We start from the raw sequence: 16,788 nt of genomic DNA, 5'->3' as shown, positions 1-16,788 counted from the left end.
AATATGTAGGGGCGAATCCAAGTTCTTTCCCGTTGCCGAAAAGGGCCAAATCCCTTACAGGCCAAAACAAATTGCCGAATTCTAAGATGTTTGGCATAATCGCTCTCGCACTCCCCAAGGGCAAAATTAAAAGAAAATATGTCAGGGATTCCGGGGCAGCCTTCCAAAACTCTCCGTCCGCCGTATCGAGTGGTGATCGTGGACGACCATCCCTTGGTCCTTTGGGGCCTTACGAGTCTCCTTCAAAAGGCGGGAAATTTCGAGATCTGCGCCCATGCCGAAAATCCCGAACAGGCCATGGCCTTAATCGGAAAATTTCAACCCGACATCTCGATTCTCGATCTCTCGCTCAAGGGAAAGATCGCCATCGATCTCATCAAGGATCTTCGTCACATGTTTCCCACCCTCAAAATCCTTGTACTTTCCGTCTACCTCGAGCCCTCGATGGTGAAACAGGCTATTCAAGTCGGAGCCTCAGGATATTTTTCCAAGGAAGACCCCACGGACCTGATTCTCGAAGCCTTGGCCCATCTATGCCACGGTATTCCCTACCTAAGCCCAGCCATCGCGAAGCGGATAGGGAAAATCGAACCTTCCGGGAACGAGAGACTCGGAATTGAAAAGCTGAGCGCCCGGGAATTTCAGATCTTCAAGGCCATCGGCGAGGGTGTCTCACTCAAAGAAATCGCCCACGAAGCCGGGCTCAGCCCCAAGACTGTCGAAACTTATTGCCAAAAGATCAAGAATAAATTTCACCTCCGAGATGGACGGGAACTCTCCCGCTTCGCCACCCTTTGGTACTGGAAAAGCCAGGGATCGGGAATTTCCTGACTTCCTCAAAAACGCTCGTCCCTTCAATAATCGCTTTCCACCATCAAGAGGACGGAAGGTCAAATGAGCCGGACTTTCTCGTTCTCCAGACAACCAGGAGGGCATTATGAAAAAAAAATCGATTCCCAAGTTCGTGGCGGGATTGCTAGCGCTTGGCCTCGGCATGGCAACTCCCGCCGCGCACGGTAGCGACAGCTTTAATTTTTGCGGCGGTTACGATCAGGAGCCCAACTCCATCGTCGACCTGCCAGAAGACAACGCCATGCACTTCGATCCGGAATTGGGTTATGCGGAATACGAGCAGTTTTACTGGAACGGCATCCTCCGGACTCCCGGTGGCAAACGCTACGCTTATTTCCTCATCATCTACCAATTCACCGTAGGAGATTATCCCTTCCAATTTCCGGTGCGGGCAGCCGCAGGCGCGATCCAGGATCTTCAGACCAAGGTCATGTACAAGGATAGCTACTTTGACTTCTCCAGTGGCCAGGCATATCCCTTGCCCACTCAAACCGGAAGCTTTGATTTTGAGCTGAGCAATCCCGACCCTAACTCCAATTTCCACATCAAGGCGACCGGCAAGAACGGCGTCGATAAATTGGAAATGACCTTCACCGACGGCAGCAACCTATCGCTTATCGTGGACAACGTGAAGAATCCCCAGACAAACTTTCACAACGGCTTCATGAGATATTGCGATGCGACGCTCAATCCCGAATGCGATCCCTTCACGCCTTCGCCCGACGGGGTGTTCGGCCATGGACTCAATTTCGGCGAACCTGGATACCATGGCGAGCACTACTATTACTCGCGCCCTCGGATGGCCGCAGCCGGAAAGGTCCAAGTCCCAGGCGGGCCGAAACGTGTGGTGGTGGGCGACAGTTGGTTCGACCGGGAATTCGGAACCTTTATCCAGGATCTCCAATGGGTTTGGTTCTCGATACGACTCGACACCGGCGAAGAAATCAACGTCTACGATATTCGCAACTATCCACAACCCACCATCTCGGAAGAAACTTGGATGACCGGAGAGCCCATCGTGCAGAGCGCCACCTTCCAAGGCGCTCCGACGAGCTGCGAACGCGTTGAACTCTTCGGAAACTCGGCTCCGGATGGAGGCAACGGCGGCGTCGGTGACTTCGAGCTGACCTTCTCGGGGGGAGAATACGGAAGCAGCCGGACTTTCTTGTGGCCGACCCAGTACACTTTCAGCGTGCCCTCGAGGGACCTCGATTTGGACATCACGCCCGAATTCACGGACCAGGAATTCTTCATCGTCGGAGTATTCACTCCATACTGGATCGGCATCGCTAACGTGACCGGGACCCGCGACGGCGAGCCCGTCACCGGCCATGCTTACATTGAAGCGGCGACCAAATGCTGCAACGGTGACGACGGGGATGACCTTCCGCCGGTCCATCCCTAGCCGCGTTGCCCAAAAGGCCTTGAAACACTGGGCGGTCCGCGTCTTAACGCGGACCGCCCCCTTATATTTATGAATCCCTCACTGGCAATCAGCCTCGGCCGGTATCATTGGATCCTCGCCATTCTGGCGAGCCTGCTCACGCTCTGGTTTTATCGAAAGAAACGCGTAGCCCGGCGCCGCGAGTTAGCTCTTCAAGAGCGCCTGGAAATGCTCCAGGCCATCATCGACAACACGACGGCGCTTATCTACGTCAAGGATCTCGAGGGCCGCTTGATACTTTTCAACGAGCCATTCCTGGCGATTGGGAGGATGAAGAAGGAGGAGATTCTCGGCAAAACCGATCACGAATTTCTCCCCAAGAAGATTGCGGACATGTTTAGGGAACACGATCTTCAGGTGATTCGGAGCGGAAAACCGATCGAGTTCGAGGAGGTCGTGCCATCACCCAGCGGGATGCTTACCGGTCTTTCTTTCAAATTCCCTCTCTTCAAGCCGAACGGAGAAATTTTCGCGATGGGCGGAATCAGCACCGACATCACCCCGCGCAAAAACCTGGAACGGGAGCTCAAAGCCGCCAAGGAGGAATTGGAGCGGAGATTCCAGGAGCGCACCGAAGAGCTCGATAATTCCCAGCGGCGGCTGCGCAACCTGACGGTTTACCTGGAAACGGTGCGCGAGGAGATCGACGAGCTTAAAGCCTTGGAACAGGATTTGCGAATAAAGCACCGGCATCTCGAGAAAGAGGTGGTGGAAATCAGCGACCGGGAAAGATCCCGGATCGGCCAAGACCTACACGACAATTTATCCCAGCATCTTTTTGGAATCTCCGCCCGGATGGTTCTATTAGAACGCGGGCTTCACGAAGAGAACTCGTCCCAGCTTCAGGTGTCGCAGGAGATCGCTGTGGAGATCCGGAAGCTTATTTCGAAGACAAGAAAATTCTCGCAGTCGCTCTTTCCGATCAGCTTGGACAAAGAGGATTTCCCGAGCGTCCTCCAGGGCTTGGCCGATCAAGTCCAGCACCTATTCGGTGCGACTTTAGTCTTTAATGAGAATATCAAAAGCGACTTGAGCCCGGAGAAGACCATCCATCTCTATCGGATCATTCAAGAGGCGATCAGCAACAGCATCCGCCACGGCTACGCCAATCGCATTGAAGTCTCCCTCCGGAAGGAAGGCGGAAAAACACAGCTCGAAGTGCGGGACGACGGAATCGGCATTCCCGACCAACCGAAGAAAGGGGACGGTATGGGGCTTCATATTATGGAATACCGTTCCAAACTGATCGGCGGCGGGATCGAGATCCGGCGACATGAGGCGGGTGGTACCGCGGTCATCTGTTACTACTGAAGCTCGAATTTTTATCCAGCCGGGTTTCCCCGAAAACTCCGATCCTCTCCCCTTACCCCGTCCTAAATTCCTATTTGTTCAGCGCCGACTAAACGGACTTGATCGTCGAGAGGAATTTCTGGAAGGGCCGGGTGTAGATCTCGAACTGCTCGGCCGGGAAGCTGGCCGTCAGGTTGACCGCCACGTCCCCCTTGAGGAAGCTGACCTGGATTTGCTGGACCTTCTGGCCCGGCTTGATGTTTTTCAAGACCTCGGCGTTGGGACCCAGCATTTGCTTCATGGCGGCCAGGTCCCAGGCGCAGACCATCTGCATGGCCGGCACCCCGGCGATGCTGATCTCGCGCTCGTCCAAGATTTGGAAGGTCTGGATTCCGCGGGCCTTCACCGCCTCTTTGATCTTGCCGAAATAGGTCGCCAAATCGGTCGGCTGGGCGAGTCGCTCCTTGGTGATGATGATGTTGGGCCGGACGTTCTTGTCCGTCGAGGGGATGGTGAGCGTCACCATGCCTTGGTCCTGCCAATTGGAGGGGACGTCGAATTCCAGGTCGTTGAGGACTACTTTGCCCATGGGAGAGACTCCTTTTCCAAACAATTTCGCAAAAGCGTAGCATGGCCCTTCGAAGCCCGCCAAGCAATAAAATTAAGCCTTATTCCGTTAGGTTAGGAACCGAGGCCGAATGACGTGACCTCGCCGGATCTCCGCTTGGAACACCACCGCTCATTCCCCAAACTCAGACACTTCGATACTTCGACACTTTGGCACTTGGCATAAGCCCTAGACGTCGAGGTTGCGGACCTTGAGGGCGTTGTTCTCGATGAACTCGCGCCGCGGCTCGACCTGGTCGCCCATCAGGACGGTGAAGATGTCGTCGGCCTCGACCAGGTCGTCGACCCGCACTTGGAGCAGGGTCCGGGTCTCGGGGTTCATGGTGGTCTCCCAGAGCTGCTCGGGGTTCATCTCGCCCAGGCCCTTGTAGCGTTGGATGTACTGGCCCTCGCGGCCGCTCGCCAGGACGAAGTCCTTGACCTCGCGCAGGTTGTTGAAGGCCTGCCGTTTTTCGCCGGCCTGGACCTCGTAGGGGCCCTCCCCCAGCTCGGCGAGCTCCCCCTGGATGGCGCGCAGCTCGTGGATCTCGGGGGACTCGAGCAGCGTGAGGTCGATCACCGTCTGTCGGGTCATGCCGCCGTAGAGGGTGCGGTAGACCAGGCGCTGGGCGCTGTGCTCCTCGTCCTTCTCGGTGTCCAGGCCGAAGTCCTTCAGTTCGGGGTAGAAGCGCGTCAGGTAGGCCGCCAGCTTGTCGGACTCGGCGTCCATCTTCTTGGGGTTTTTCAGGGTCTCGGGGCTGAACTCGGTGGCCATGATCAGGGCGTCGATCAGCCGGGGGTCGGCCTTCTGGCGCATGCCCGCCAGGATCTTGTCGTACTTGAGCAGGGTGCGGGTCAGTCCGGAGAGGGCCTTGCCGACCAGCTCTTTCTTTTTGGCCTTGAGCTTCAGGTCCTCGACGCCCAGCTCGATCAGGTATTCCTCGAGGGCGCCTTCGTCCTTCAAGTATTTTTCCTGCTTGCCCCGCTTGGCTTTGTAGAGCGGCGGCTGGGCGATGTAGAGGTAGCCGCGCTCCACCACCTGCGGCATCTGCCGGTAGAAGAAGGTCAGAAGCAGCGTGCGGATGTGGGCGCCGTCGACGTCGGCGTCGGTCATGATGATGATTTGATGGTAGCGCAGCTTTTCGACGTCGAAGTCGTTCTCGCCGATGCCCGCGCCCAAGGCGGTGATCAGGACGCGGATCTCCTCGCTGGTCAGCATCTTGTCGAAGCGGGCCTTCTCGACGTTGAGGATCTTGCCCTTGAGCGGGAGGATCGCCTGGTTGCGCCGGTCGCGGCCCTGCTTGGCGGAGCCGCCGGCGGACTCGCCCTCGACGATGTAGAGCTCGGAAAGCGCCGGGTCTTTCTCCTGGCAGTCGGCCAGCTTGCCGGGCAGCGAACCGATCTCGAGGGCGCTCTTGCGCCGCACCAGGTTGCGGGCATTGCGCGCGGCGATGCGGGCCCGCGCCGCCTCGACGATCTTGTTGCCGATCTTGCGGCCGATCGAGGGGTTTTCTTCGAAGAGCTGCGTCAATTTTTCGCCCACCACCGACTTGACCAGGCCCTCGACCTCGGAGTTGCCCAGCTTGCCCTTGGTTTGGCCCTCGAACTGAGGGTCGGGGATCTTGATCGAGATGACCGCGGTCAGTCCCTCGCGGATGTCCTCGCCCTCGACGCCCTCGTCCTTGAGCGACTTGAGCAGGCCCTGGTTGGTCATGAAGGTGTTGAGCACGCGGGTTAACGCCGATTTGAAGCCGGTGACGTGGGTGCCGCCGTCGTGGGTGTTGATGTTGTTGGCAAAGGAAAAGATGTTTTCGGCGTAACCGTCGTTCCACTGGCAGGCGATCTCGACGATGCACTGGTCTTTCTGCGCCTCGAAGTAGATCGGCTTGGGATGGAGCGGGGCCTTGCGCTGGTTGAGGTGCTCGACGAAGCTGACGATGCCCCCCTCGTACTGAAACAGGTGGTTCTTGCCGCTGCGCTCGTCGACGATCTCGATCTTGATGCCCTTGTTGAGGAAGGAGAGCTCGCGCAGCCGGTTGCTCAGGATGTCGAAGCTGTACTCGGTGGTCTCGAAGATCTCGGGGTCGGGCTTGAACCAGATCTTAGTGCCGCGCTTGGCCGACTTGCCGGTGGCCTCGAGCGGGGCGGTCGGGACGCCGCGCTTGTAGCGCTGGTGGTAAACCGTACCGTCGCGCTTGATCTCGAGGTCGAGTTCGATGGAAAGCGCGTTGACGCAGGAGACGCCGACGCCGTGCAGGCCGCCGCTGACCTTGTAGGCGCTGTGCTCGAACTTGCCGCCGGCGTGCAGCTTGGTGAGGACGACCTCGGCGGCCGAAACCTTCTCGGTAGGGTGCATGTCGACCGGGATGCCGCGGCCGTTGTCCTCAACCGTGATCGAGTTGTCGATGTGGATGACGACCTTGATCGCGTCGCAGAACCCTGCCAGCGCCTCGTCGATGGAGTTGTCGACCACCTCGTAGACCAGGTGGTGGAGCCCCGCCGAGCCGGTCGAGCCGATGTACATGGCCGGTCGCTTGCGGACCGCGTCGAGCCCCTCCAGGACCTTGATGGAACTCGCGTCATAAACCCCGCTGGGGGCCGATTCGGTGTTGTTTGCGGGTGGCAAGATTCCTCCTTGAGGAGAGGCCCGATGCCTCCGAACGAAGGGGTCGAGGCATCCTTAAAAACCGGTTCATTCCGGGGTGGAAACGGCCACAAGCCCCTGAGGGCCGCGGCCGCCGAAGATGCTTGGCTGTAGCATAGGGGGGGATAATTGTAAAGCTGGCCCAAGGCGCAATTTCACTCGCTCAGCCGCCCCTCCCGCACCGTGAAAGTCCGGGCGTGCAGGGCGGCGTAGGCCCCCTGTTGGGCGCTGGTCAGGAGGGTCTGGGCCTTCAGCTCGCCGAGCATGTCGAGCAGCAGTCCCTGGTGCCGGGCGTCCAGCTCACTGCCCAGGTCGTCGAGCAAGAAGACCGGCGCCCGGCCGCTTTGGGCCTGGAAGAGGTCCGCCTCGGCCAGCTTGAGGGCGATGACCAGCATGCGCTGTTGGCCCTGCGAGGCGATCTCCTTGAGGGGGTGTCCTCCCAGGGTGGCGGCCAGGTCGTCGCGCTGGGGGCCGAGCAGGGTCAGGCCGCGACGGCGCTCTTCCGCCCGGACCCCTTCCAATGTTTCCAACAGGTCCTCGAGGGCCAAGGCGCCCCGCTCGCAGAGGGGCCCCGCCCAATGCCAATTCAGGTCGACCGTCTCGCCCAAGAGGTCTTGGAAACGCCTGGCCCAAGGTCCCCGCAGGGCCTCCAGGTAGGCCTCACGCTCCCGCATCAGGGCCAGGGCGCCCTCCGCCCATTGCCGGTCGAAGCTCGCCAGCAACTCCGGCGGCCCGCCCCGCTCCAGCAGCTGGTTTCGCTGGCGCAAGATCCGCTGGTAACGCGAGAGGAGCGTCGCAGAGCCGGGGCGCTGCACGGCGATCGCGTGGTCGAAATAGCGGCGCCGCGCCTGGGGCGGACTGCGAAACAGCATCGCCGAATCCGGCGTGAAGACCAGGACCCGCAAGCTGGCCTGCACGGGCGCCAGGCGGACGATCGATTTTCCCTGAAACTCGACCTCGCGGCCCTGTGGGGTGAGCCGCATCGCCAGGCGGTGCTCCAGTCCCTCGTGGGACCAGGCGGCCTTAAGTTCGGCGCGCTCGCGGCCGAAGCGGATCAAATTCTCCGATTCGCTGCCCCGGAAGGAGCGCCCATTGGCCAGGTAGTAAACGGCCTCGAGGAAATTGGTCTTGCCTTGGGCGTTTTCCCCCTCGAGGACGTTGAGCCCAGGAGCCAAGGTCCAGTCCTGGCCGGCAATATTGCGGAAATCGCGGATGTGAAGGGCCTCGAGCGCCACCGCTTAGAGCCGCATCGGCATGATCAGGCTTAAGAAGCCCTTGTCGACCTCGGAGCGGATCAGGCAGGGACTGACCTCGTCCTTGAGCTCGAGCTTGACCGTCTCGTCCTCGAGCACCGAGAGGACGTCGAGGAAGTAGCGGTAGTTGAAGCCCACCTCGAGGTGCTTGCCCTTGTACTGGCACTCGACCTCCTCGCGGGCCTCGCCCAGATCTGGATTGGAGCACATCAGCTCGAGCTGGCCGCTGTTGAAGGTGAGCTTGACCCCGCGGTTGTGCTCTTGGCTGAGCAGGGAGACGCGGCGCAGGGCGCCGACCAGCTGGGCCTTGGGGAGCAGCGCGCTTTGGTCGTTCTTGGCGGGGATGACCTGGCGGTAATCGGGAAAATCCCCCTCGATCAGGCGAATAAACAGCGTGACCGGCCCGCGTTGCACCATGACGTTGCGGCCCTCGATGGCGATGGGGAGCACGCCGTCCTCTTCTTGGATCAGCTTTTGGAGTTCGAGCACCCCCTTGCGCGGCAGCAAGACGCCCTTGGCGAGGGGGAAATTTTGGGTCATGGCCCGCTCGGACCAGCTGAGGCGATGCCCGTCGGTCGCAACCATCCTAAGCTTCTTGTCCCCCGCCGCCTCGAGGAAGACGCCGTTCAGGTTGTACTTGGTCTCGTCGGTGGAGACGGCGAAGAGGGTCTTTTCGATCATGGCCTTGAGGGCCGGGGCGTCCAGGCCGACCAGGCTTTTCTTGGCCAACTCGGGCATGGAGGGAAATTCCTGGGGGGAAAGCCCGACCATCTTGAACTTGGAGGAACCGGCGGCGATCTCTAGCCAGTGGTCGTCGCGGCGCTTGATGGTGATCTGCTCGGAGGTGATCTCGCGGGCGATGTCGTAGAGGTTTTTGGCGGGGACGGCGACTTGGCCCGCGTGCTTCACCTGAGCTGGCAACTCGACCGTGATGCCCACCTCGAGGTCGGTGGCGCTGATCTTAAGCTTGTCTTGGGAGCATTCCAAGAGGGCGTTGCTGAGGATGGGCTTGGTGGTCTTCTTCTCGACGACGTTTTGGGTCCAATAGAGACCCTGCTTGAGTTCTTCCCGGGAGACTTTGATTTCCATGGAGAGCTCGTCCCTTTCTCGATTCCCACAGCCATTCTCTATTAAGGAATCGGGTATATATTTAATAAGTCACCGTACTAGGCCTTGTGGAGAGGTGGATAAGCCGCCTAAGCCCCCGCTTTAGGAGGCAATTGTCCTGAGGAAAAGCTTGGGACAATCGCGGCGACTTGCGCCCCTTTTGGGGACGATATTTCCTTCCACAGTCCATCCCCAATTCCTCCCTGAGTTTTGTCCACACCTCCAAAAGCACAGGCCTGCGATGAAAGCAAGGGCCTGGGCATCGCGTATCGAGGAAAAAATAAAGGATAAAAGTCTTAGGCGATCTCGGTCTGCAGGATCTTCTCGAGGGAGGAGATCTCGTTGCGCAGGGTCAGGTCCTGCTGGAGGAGTCTCTCGATCTTTTGCACCGCATGGACCACCGTGGAGTGGTCTTTGCCGCCGAACTTCATGCCCAGCTCGGGAAAGCTCGATTTGACGTGCTTGCGGCAGAGGTACATGGCGATCTGGCGCGGTACGGTCAGGACCTTGAGGCGCCGCGGGGATTTGAGGTCGCTGATCTTCACGTTGTAGTGGTCGGCCACCAGCTTTTGAATCGCCTCGATGGTGAGGGCCCGCGAGCGGTCGGGAATGAGGTTTTTCAGGATTTCCCGGGCCATCTCGATGCTGATCTCGTTGCCGGAGAGCGAGGAGAAGGCGCTCAGCCGGATCAGGGAACCTTCGAGCTCGCGCACGTTGTTGCGGATGTGGGTGGCGAGGAACATTGCGACCTCGTCGGGCAGCGCGATGCGGTCTTCCTCGGCCTTCTTGCGCAGAATGGCCACGCGGGTCTCGGTGTCGGGGGCCTGGATGTCCGCGATCAGTCCCCATTCGAAGCGCGAGCGCAGCCGCTCTTCCAGCTGGGGGATGTCCTTGGGAAAGCGATCGGAGGTGACCACCACCTGGCGGCGCGACTCGTAGAGATAATTGAAGGTATGGAAGAATTCTTCCTGAGTCCGCTCTTTGCCGGCGATGAATTGGATGTCGTCGATCAGCAGGACGTCGCAGGACTCGCGGTATTTCTTGCGGAACTCGAACATTTTCTCGTAGCGGATGCTGTTGATCAGCTCGTTGGTGAAGTGCTCGGCGTGGACATAGAGCACCTTGAGCTGCTTCTGGGTGCGGAGGATCTCGAGGCCCACCGCGTTGAGCAGGTGGGTTTTGCCCAGTCCCACCCCCCCGTAGATGAAGAGGGGGTTGTAGGCCAGCGAGGGCAAGTTGGCAACCGCCCGCGAGGCGGCGTGGGCGAACTGGTTGGAGTTGCCGACCACGAAGGTGTCGAAGGTGTACTTGGGATTGAGGCCCTCCTGGGCCTTTTTCGGGCCGGGCGCCTCCGCGGCGGCCGGGGTCTCGGCCTCCAGGGGCTCCGGCGCGGCTTCGGGGGCCGGTGCGGCCTCCTCGACGATGCGGAAGGCCACCTCGTGCTCCAGGCCGGTGACCTTGAAGAGCTCGTACTTGATCAGGTTGAGGTAGTTTTCGGTGATCCAGTCGCGGATGAACTTGTTGGGGACCTCAATGGCCAGGCGCTGGTCCTCGCCGAGGCGGAAGGTGGCGGGCTTGATCCAATTATTATAGTTGAGGCCGCTGATCTTGGTCTGAAGCGAGGCGATCACTTTCTGGATGGTATCGTTCATGGGCAGCGGCAATAATCCACAGAGTTATCCACGATTGTGGAAAACAAAGTTATCCAATTATTTCAACAATTTACGGTATAATTTTCGTGAAAAATCCCCTAATTTACACAATGCGTCATCCCATGGCGGCCGAGGCGCGCTGCAGGAAGAGGTTGTGGACGATTTTTTCTCGGGGATCGCGGGCCGTGGGAGCGGCGCCGGTGGGAAAGGCATCTCTCTTAAAGGGCGGGTCAAAAAGCTTTTATAATTTTGTCCTCAAAAATTCATCTTACCCTCCCAACGATCGGGGCCACCGGAGATGGCGCTCGTTTGGGATCCAAAATGATAAAAGGTTTTTTACCGAAGCTCGCGCCTCGCGATCTGTTCCCGACAAAAAATTTTCCAAAGAACCAAAAAACGCTATGCCAAATTTTTTTCTTCCTCAAGTTCAAAAACGCCGAAACGTTCGAAAAAAAAATTCGCAGAGCGAAGGCGGGTTCTAGATTTCCCTCCCGCTTTTGGCAAGAGCTTTTTTCTCGAAAAAGATAAGCATCGGTCTTGAAACGAAATTTTTTTGCCGTTGACTAAAGAAAGCAAAAATGTTCTCAAGCCAGCGATCGGAAAAAATTTATTTTCGAAAATTTCGACGAGGATTCCGCGATGAAAAGAACGTTTCAGCCCAGTAAAATCAAGGCCAAACGCAAACACGGCTTCCGCAAGCGCAGCGCCAGCACCGCCGGGCAGAACGTGCTGAAGTCGCGGCGGGCGAAGGGGCGCAAGCGCCTCGCCAAGACGGTCTACAAGAAATAATTCCTTTCCACGAGGCGGTGAATGTCCAGCGCCGACGACTGCACCTTCCCCAAATCCGTCCGGCTTCGCGAAGAAAAAATTTTTCGCGAGTTGCTCGCCTCGAAGCGGAAAATCTCCACGCCTTTTTTCTCGATTAGGTACAAAAGCAATTTCCTTGCCGATGCCCGCCTCGGGATCATCCCGCCAAAAAAAAAATTCGCCGCGTGACCGAACGCAACCGTCTCAAGCGCCTCGCCCGGGAGTGCTTTCGACGCCTCCGGAGGACCCTTCCGTCCTGCGACTATTTGGTCTATTTCTTTGCGGCCGCCCTCGAGGCCGAGCCCGGGGAGCTGCGCGCGGCCCTGACGGCCGCCTTCGCCCGCCTGGCGGGGCCCCGGGGGCGATAAATTCGCTTCTCGTTTCGGCCCAATCAGGGCATAAGGGAGCGCCTTGCAGCGGTCGGCCGCCTCTGGGGCCGGGTGATAGATTAAGATGTTGAAATCAGTAATGATTTTTGGTGTCCGCCAGTACAAGCGCTGGCTCTCCCCCCTGTTGCCGCCGGCCTGCCGTTTTCACCCTACTTGCTCGGTCTATGCCTTGGAGTGCCTTCGAGTCCACCCGACGGGGAAGGCCACCTGGCTGATCCTGCGTCGCCTCGCCCGTTGTCAGCCCTTTTGCGCGGGGGGTCACGACCCGGTGCCGGCACCGAAAACGGCGAGGTAGAGACAGAAAGAGATTTTATGGAAAAACGCAGCCTCTTGGCCGTGGTCTTAAGCGCGGCCGTCTTCATCGTCTACTACGGATTTTTTTATAAACCGCCCGCGAAGCCCAAGGCCCCGCCCCCGGCCGCCGTGGCGCCGGCCGCACCGGCGGCCGCGCCTCCAGCCCCCGGCGTCTCGGGATCGCCGGCGGCGGCCCCCACACCCGCCACACCCGCCGCACCCAGCGCGCCCGAGCTCACCAGCGAGCTGGAAAGCCCTCTGGTGCGCGGCAAGTTCTCCTCGCGGAGCGGGCTTCCCGTCGAGTGGCTCTTGAACAAATACTTCCTGGAGCCGGGCCGCAAGGGCCCGAACATCGACCTGCTGCGCGAGGCGGCCGGCACCTATCCCCTCTCGCTCCTGCTCTTCCCCGGACAGGGGGTGATTACGCCCAATTTTCAGTTGGCCGAGAGCGGCAAGGGCTTTTTGAACTACCAGGGACAGGTCGGGGATGTGGTCGTCCAACAGAAGTTGGAATTCTTGGGCACCGACTACACCCTCCAGGTCCAGTTGCGCCTCGAGAACCGCGGCAGCGCCCCCCTCACGCTCAGCCCGGGCCTGCGCCTGGAGGTCCAGCAGAACCCGCTCAGCCAGCGCGGCTTTTGGATTTTCAAGGAGGCGCCCAACTTGAAATTCCCGCTCTACCGCCTCGGAACGAGCGTCGAGCGGCACCACGATGTCGACAAACTGGGGGCCTTCCAGGAGCAGAGCGGCGAGATCTCTTGGACCGGCCTGGAAGACCATTACTTTCTCAGCATGCTCTTGGCGCGGACCGTCTCCCCACAAAACCGGGTCGCCTACGGCAAGGTCGCAGGCGGGGTCTTCACCCAGCTGCAATACGCCTCCGAAGCCTTGGCCCCCGGCCAGGCCCGGGATTACCAGTTCACCCTCTACCTCGGGCCCAAGGACCCCGCCCTGCTCAAGACCTTCGGCGAGGCCCGGCTGGACCAGGCGGTGGACTACGGCTGGTTCTCGCTGATCGCCCTGCCCATCCTCCAGCTGCTCAAGCTCTTTCATTCCTTCCTGCACAACTGGGGCCTGGCGATCATCGCCCTCACCCTGCTGATCAAGCTGATCCTCCACCCCCTCACCCGGAAGTCGATGCAATCGATGAAGGCGATGCAGGCCCTGCAGCCGCAGCTGCAAAAGCTGCGCGAGAAGTACGCCGACAACCGTGAGCAGCTCAACCTGCAGACCATGGAGCTCTTCAAGCGGCACAAGGTCAACCCGATGGGCGGCTGCCTGCCGATGCTCGTCCAGATGCCGATCTACATCGCCCTCTATAAGGTGCTCTACAACGCCACCGACCTCTATCACGCGCCCTTTTTCGCCTTCTACCAGGACCTCTCCGCGCCGGACCCCTATTTCATCATGCCCATCCTGCTCGGCGTCTTCATGGTCCTCCAGCAGAAGATGACCCCCAGCACCGCCGACCCGGCCCAGGCCAAGATCATGATGATCATGCCCGTGGTCTTCTCGCTCTTCATGATCTTCCTTCCCCTGGGACTGGTGCTCTACATCTTCGTCAACACGGTCCTGACCGTGCTGCAGCAGTGGATGAACCAAAAGGACATCCGCCTGAGGGACTTGTTCCAGGGCGGGAAGAAGACAGCCTAGGCAGGCCCGAAGCTCCGTCAGGCCGTAATCTTAGGCATGGATTTTTCCGAACCCCCTTTGCGGAATCCCGGTTCAAAAGTCAGGCGCCCAGGATCTTTAGGAGGCTGTTGAAAAACTATTTTTATTCCCGCCGGAATAAATCCGGCTTCATAGAACGCCCAAAAATCCTTCGGATTTTCGGGGCCCGCCAATCCGCCAGCGGGGCAAGATTCGGGTCTCCCGAACCGCGCAGCAAATTCGAAGAATTTGCGGAGGGCAATAGTCTTGGCCCAACCACCGGTGGTTTTTCAACAGCCTGTTAGAAGCTCCGCGGGCGCGGGGGGCCAGGACCGGCGCGCAAAGGCTTGACGCGCCTCGCGGCTTTGACCGAGGCTTGTCCCCATGCAAGGCGATTATTCCCTAGACAGCATCGTCGCGATCGCGACCCCCGCCGGCGAGGGGGGCATCGGCGTCCTGCGCCTGAGCGGACCCAGGGCCCCCGCCGCGGCAGGGAAACTCTGGCGCGGCCGGCCCGAGCTCGAGGCCATGGAGAGCCACCGGCTCTACCTCGGCGACTTGGTCGACCCGGAGAGCGGCCGGCCCCTCGACCGGGCCCTGGTGGTGCGGATGCGGGCGCCGCGCTCCTACACCGGCGAGGAGGTCGTCGAGATCCACGCCCACGGCGGCCCTTTGCTGCTGGCCGCCCTCCTCGAGGCCCTGCTGCGCCAGGGCCTGCGGGCCGCCGAGCCGGGAGAGTTCACCCGCCGCGCCTTCCTCAATGGGAAGTGCGACCTCCTCCAGGCCGAGGCCGTCGGCGAGCTGATCCACGCCAAGGGCGAGGCGGCCCTGCGCAACGCCCGGGCCCAGCTGGAGGGGCGGCTCTCCGCGCAGGTCGGCCGGATGCGCGAGGCCCTGCTGCGCGCCTGTGCCCAGCTCGAGGCCGCGATCGACTTTCCCGAGGAGGACTTGGAATTCCTTTCCGCCGCGGCCCTGCTCCGCGACTTGGAGGCCCTGGAGGCCGAGCTGGAGGCCTGGACGGAGCGCTTCCGGGCCGGCCGCTTGCTGCGGGAGGGTCTGCGGATCGCCTTTGTCGGGCGCCCCAACGTCGGTAAGTCCAGCCTGCTCAATCGCCTCTTGAACGAGGAGCGCGCCATCGTGCATGAACGCCCCGGCACCACCCGCGACGTGATCGAAGGTTGGGCGGAATGGGAAGGAGTGTCGGTGCAGCTCTTCGACACCGCCGGGATCCGCGAAGGGGCGGAGGCCGTCGAGCAGGAGGGCATTCGCCGCTCGCGCCAGGCCGCCGAGCGCGCCGACCTGGTGCTTTGGGTCCTGGACGCCTCGGCCCCGTTGGAGGCCGAGGACCTGCGGGTGGGGGAGATGCTCCGGGGGGAGGTCTTAAGGGTGGCCAACAAGGCCGATCTCCCGGCCGCCGGCTGGGCCGCTGGGGATCTGCCGGGGGAAGGCCCCCTGGCTAGGGTCTCGGCCCGCAGCGGTCAGGGGATGGCCGAACTGAAGGCCGCCGTCTTGGCACGGGTCGGATTGGAGGGCCTAAGGCAGCGGGAATTCGCCTACCTCAATAACGCCCGGCACCGCGAGGCCCTCCGCCAAGGACGGGAGGCCTTGGGTCGCGCCCGGCGGGCCTTGGGCGAGCGGCGTCCGCTAGAGCTCCCGGCTGCGGATCTGCGGGCCGCGGTCCAGGCCATGGAGGTCTTGCTCGGCAAGGTCCATTCGGAGGATATTTTAGGAGAGATTTTTTCGCATTTTTGCATTGGAAAGTGAGCGCGGTGGCATTAGATCAGGCGCGGGTCGGCGGGCGGTGTCTTGGCATCACCCCCGAGGGAAGGACAGGTTTCGGAAAGGCGAGGCGGTGATGTTCCAGACGGGTTCCAAGGGAAGGTTGTGGAAACGAGGTATTTTGATCCTGGCTTGCGTCCTGGCCGCGGGGGTCCGTGGCCTCGGCGTAGGTCCAGGCCCGGCCCGGGCCGACATGATCGGAGGACCACCCCCCGAGAGCCGGAGCTCCGACTTGGGCCCGGAAAGCCGCCCCACCCCGCTCGAGCAGCTCTCCTTGAAGATCAACCTGCCGGCGACCCGACTCGACCTTTATGTCAACGGGCGCCTCGATCGCAGCTATAGCGTGGCCATCGGGATGCCGAAGTACCCCACCCCGATCCGCGACTATAATATCTCCCACATCGTCTGGAATCCCTGGTGGATACCGCCCGACAGCGATTGGGCCGAGGGGGCGGAGAAGACCCCGCCGGGGCCCGGCAACCCCTTGGGCGCCGTGAAGATGCTGATGGAAGACGGGATCCGGATCCACGGGACCAATGCCCCCCGCAGCGTCGGCCGCGCCGCCTCCCATGCCTGCCTGCGGATGAAGGCCGACGACATCAAAGAGCTGGCCTGGCGCATCCAGATGGCCTATTCGGAGAAGCGCGACCCCGAATTATTGGACAAGTATTCGAAAAATCGGCGGAGCAGCTTTTGGGTGACCCTCTTCGAAGGGGTCCCGGTCAGCGTGGAGTACCGCCAGGTGGAACGGCAGGGAGACAAGTTCCTGATCCACCCCGACCGCTATGGCCGGGGCGGGCTGGAGGCCGAACTCGAGGCCGCCCTGGCGGCCCACCCCCAGGTGACGATCAGCAAGGACTTGGTCAAGAAGCTGCGCAAGCTGCGGGCCAAGGGCACGGTAGAGGCCTCCTTGGAGGAATTGACGCAATGGAGCTTGGGCGAGCCCGCCCCGTCGCCGGAATCGGCCCCGACAAAGCGTTCCTAATAAGGCATCGCGGGGAAAACCTCTGTTCATGATGGT

16 protein-coding genes are annotated in these 16,788 nt (G+C 60.7%); 11 read left to right on the top strand and 5 right to left on the bottom strand.

The window, feature by feature from the left end:
• Window positions 1–138: 138 nt before the first annotated feature.
• From FBR05_07360 to FBR05_07350, 3 genes are all read left to right on the top strand, one after another.
• Entirely contained in the window at window positions 139–831 is a 693-nt protein-coding gene (locus tag FBR05_07360) for a response regulator transcription factor (protein ID MDL1872009.1), read from the top strand.
• Window positions 832–937: 106 nt separating this feature from the next.
• Complete coding sequence (locus FBR05_07355) at window positions 938–2,257, top strand: carotenoid 1,2-hydratase (protein ID MDL1872008.1); 1,320 nt, start codon at window positions 938–940, stop codon at window positions 2,255–2,257.
• A gap of 69 nt (window positions 2,258–2,326) precedes the next feature.
• Complete coding sequence (locus tag FBR05_07350; protein ID MDL1872007.1) at window positions 2,327–3,607, top strand: PAS domain S-box protein; 1,281 nt, start codon at window positions 2,327–2,329, stop codon at window positions 3,605–3,607.
• A gap of 88 nt (window positions 3,608–3,695) precedes the next feature.
• Here FBR05_07350 and FBR05_07345 read toward each other — a convergent pair whose 3' ends face one another.
• The 5 genes from FBR05_07345 to dnaA form a co-directional block, all read right to left on the bottom strand.
• On the bottom strand, window positions 3,696–4,175 hold the full coding sequence (locus FBR05_07345; protein ID MDL1872006.1) for a DUF1795 domain-containing protein: 480 nt from the start codon (window positions 4,173–4,175) through the stop codon (window positions 3,696–3,698).
• Window positions 4,176–4,382: 207 nt separating this feature from the next.
• The gene (gene gyrB / locus FBR05_07340) at window positions 4,383–6,818 is read right to left on the bottom strand and encodes a DNA topoisomerase (ATP-hydrolyzing) subunit B (protein ID MDL1872005.1); all 2,436 of its coding nucleotides are present in this window, start codon (window positions 6,816–6,818) and stop codon (window positions 4,383–4,385) included.
• A 173-nt stretch (window positions 6,819–6,991) separates the two neighbouring features.
• The gene (recF, locus tag FBR05_07335) at window positions 6,992–8,071 is read right to left on the bottom strand and encodes a DNA replication and repair protein RecF (GenBank protein MDL1872004.1); all 1,080 of its coding nucleotides are present in this window, start codon (window positions 8,069–8,071) and stop codon (window positions 6,992–6,994) included.
• Window positions 8,072–8,074: 3 nt separating this feature from the next.
• On the bottom strand, window positions 8,075–9,178 hold the full coding sequence (gene dnaN / locus FBR05_07330) for a DNA polymerase III subunit beta (protein ID MDL1872003.1): 1,104 nt from the start codon (window positions 9,176–9,178) through the stop codon (window positions 8,075–8,077).
• 314 nt (window positions 9,179–9,492) lie between these two features.
• Window positions 9,493–10,848 carry a chromosomal replication initiator protein DnaA gene (dnaA, locus tag FBR05_07325; protein ID MDL1872002.1) on the bottom strand — a complete coding sequence of 452 codons (1,356 nt, stop codon included), beginning with the start codon at window positions 10,846–10,848 and terminating at the stop codon, window positions 9,493–9,495.
• Between dnaA and FBR05_07320 the strand changes: the two genes are divergently transcribed.
• The 8 genes from FBR05_07320 (at window position 10,847) to FBR05_07285 (ending at window position 16,752) form a co-directional block, all read left to right on the top strand.
• Window positions 10,847–11,095 carry a hypothetical protein gene (locus FBR05_07320; GenBank protein MDL1872001.1) on the top strand — a complete coding sequence of 83 codons (249 nt, stop codon included), beginning with the start codon at window positions 10,847–10,849 and terminating at the stop codon, window positions 11,093–11,095. The genes dnaA and FBR05_07320 overlap by 2 nt on opposite strands.
• Window positions 11,096–11,487: 392 nt before the next feature.
• Window positions 11,488–11,637, top strand: a complete 150-nt coding sequence (locus tag FBR05_07315) for a 50S ribosomal protein L34 (protein ID MDL1872000.1) — start codon at window positions 11,488–11,490, stop codon at window positions 11,635–11,637.
• 21 nt (window positions 11,638–11,658) lie between these two features.
• Entirely contained in the window at window positions 11,659–11,844 is a 186-nt protein-coding gene (locus FBR05_07310; protein MDL1871999.1) for a ribonuclease P protein component, read from the top strand.
• Window positions 11,832–12,023, top strand: a complete 192-nt coding sequence (locus tag FBR05_07305) for a hypothetical protein (GenBank protein MDL1871998.1) — start codon at window positions 11,832–11,834, stop codon at window positions 12,021–12,023. The genes FBR05_07310 and FBR05_07305 overlap by 13 nt, the downstream gene beginning before the upstream one ends.
• A gap of 88 nt (window positions 12,024–12,111) precedes the next feature.
• Entirely contained in the window at window positions 12,112–12,339 is a 228-nt protein-coding gene (yidD, locus tag FBR05_07300; GenBank protein ID MDL1871997.1) for a membrane protein insertion efficiency factor YidD, read from the top strand.
• Window positions 12,340–12,356: 17 nt separating this feature from the next.
• On the top strand, window positions 12,357–13,991 hold the full coding sequence (locus tag FBR05_07295; GenBank protein ID MDL1871996.1) for a membrane protein insertase YidC: 1,635 nt from the start codon (window positions 12,357–12,359) through the stop codon (window positions 13,989–13,991).
• Window positions 13,992–14,372: 381 nt separating this feature from the next.
• Window positions 14,373–15,752 (top strand): tRNA uridine-5-carboxymethylaminomethyl(34) synthesis GTPase MnmE, encoded by a 1,380-nt coding sequence (gene mnmE / locus FBR05_07290; protein ID MDL1871995.1) that lies wholly within the window; start codon window positions 14,373–14,375, stop codon window positions 15,750–15,752.
• Between the two features lie 91 nt (window positions 15,753–15,843).
• Window positions 15,844–16,752, top strand: coding sequence for a L,D-transpeptidase (locus FBR05_07285; protein MDL1871994.1), 909 nt, complete (start codon window positions 15,844–15,846; stop codon window positions 16,750–16,752).
• The last annotated feature ends 36 nt before the right edge of the window (window positions 16,753–16,788 follow it).

The sequence above is a fragment of the Deltaproteobacteria bacterium PRO3 genome (assembly GCA_030263375.1).
GTDB lineage: Bacteria > UBA10199 > UBA10199 > DSSB01 > DSSB01 > DSSB01.
The sequence above is the reverse complement of the archived record's forward strand: the minus strand, read 5'-3'. Positions and strand labels throughout refer to the sequence as shown.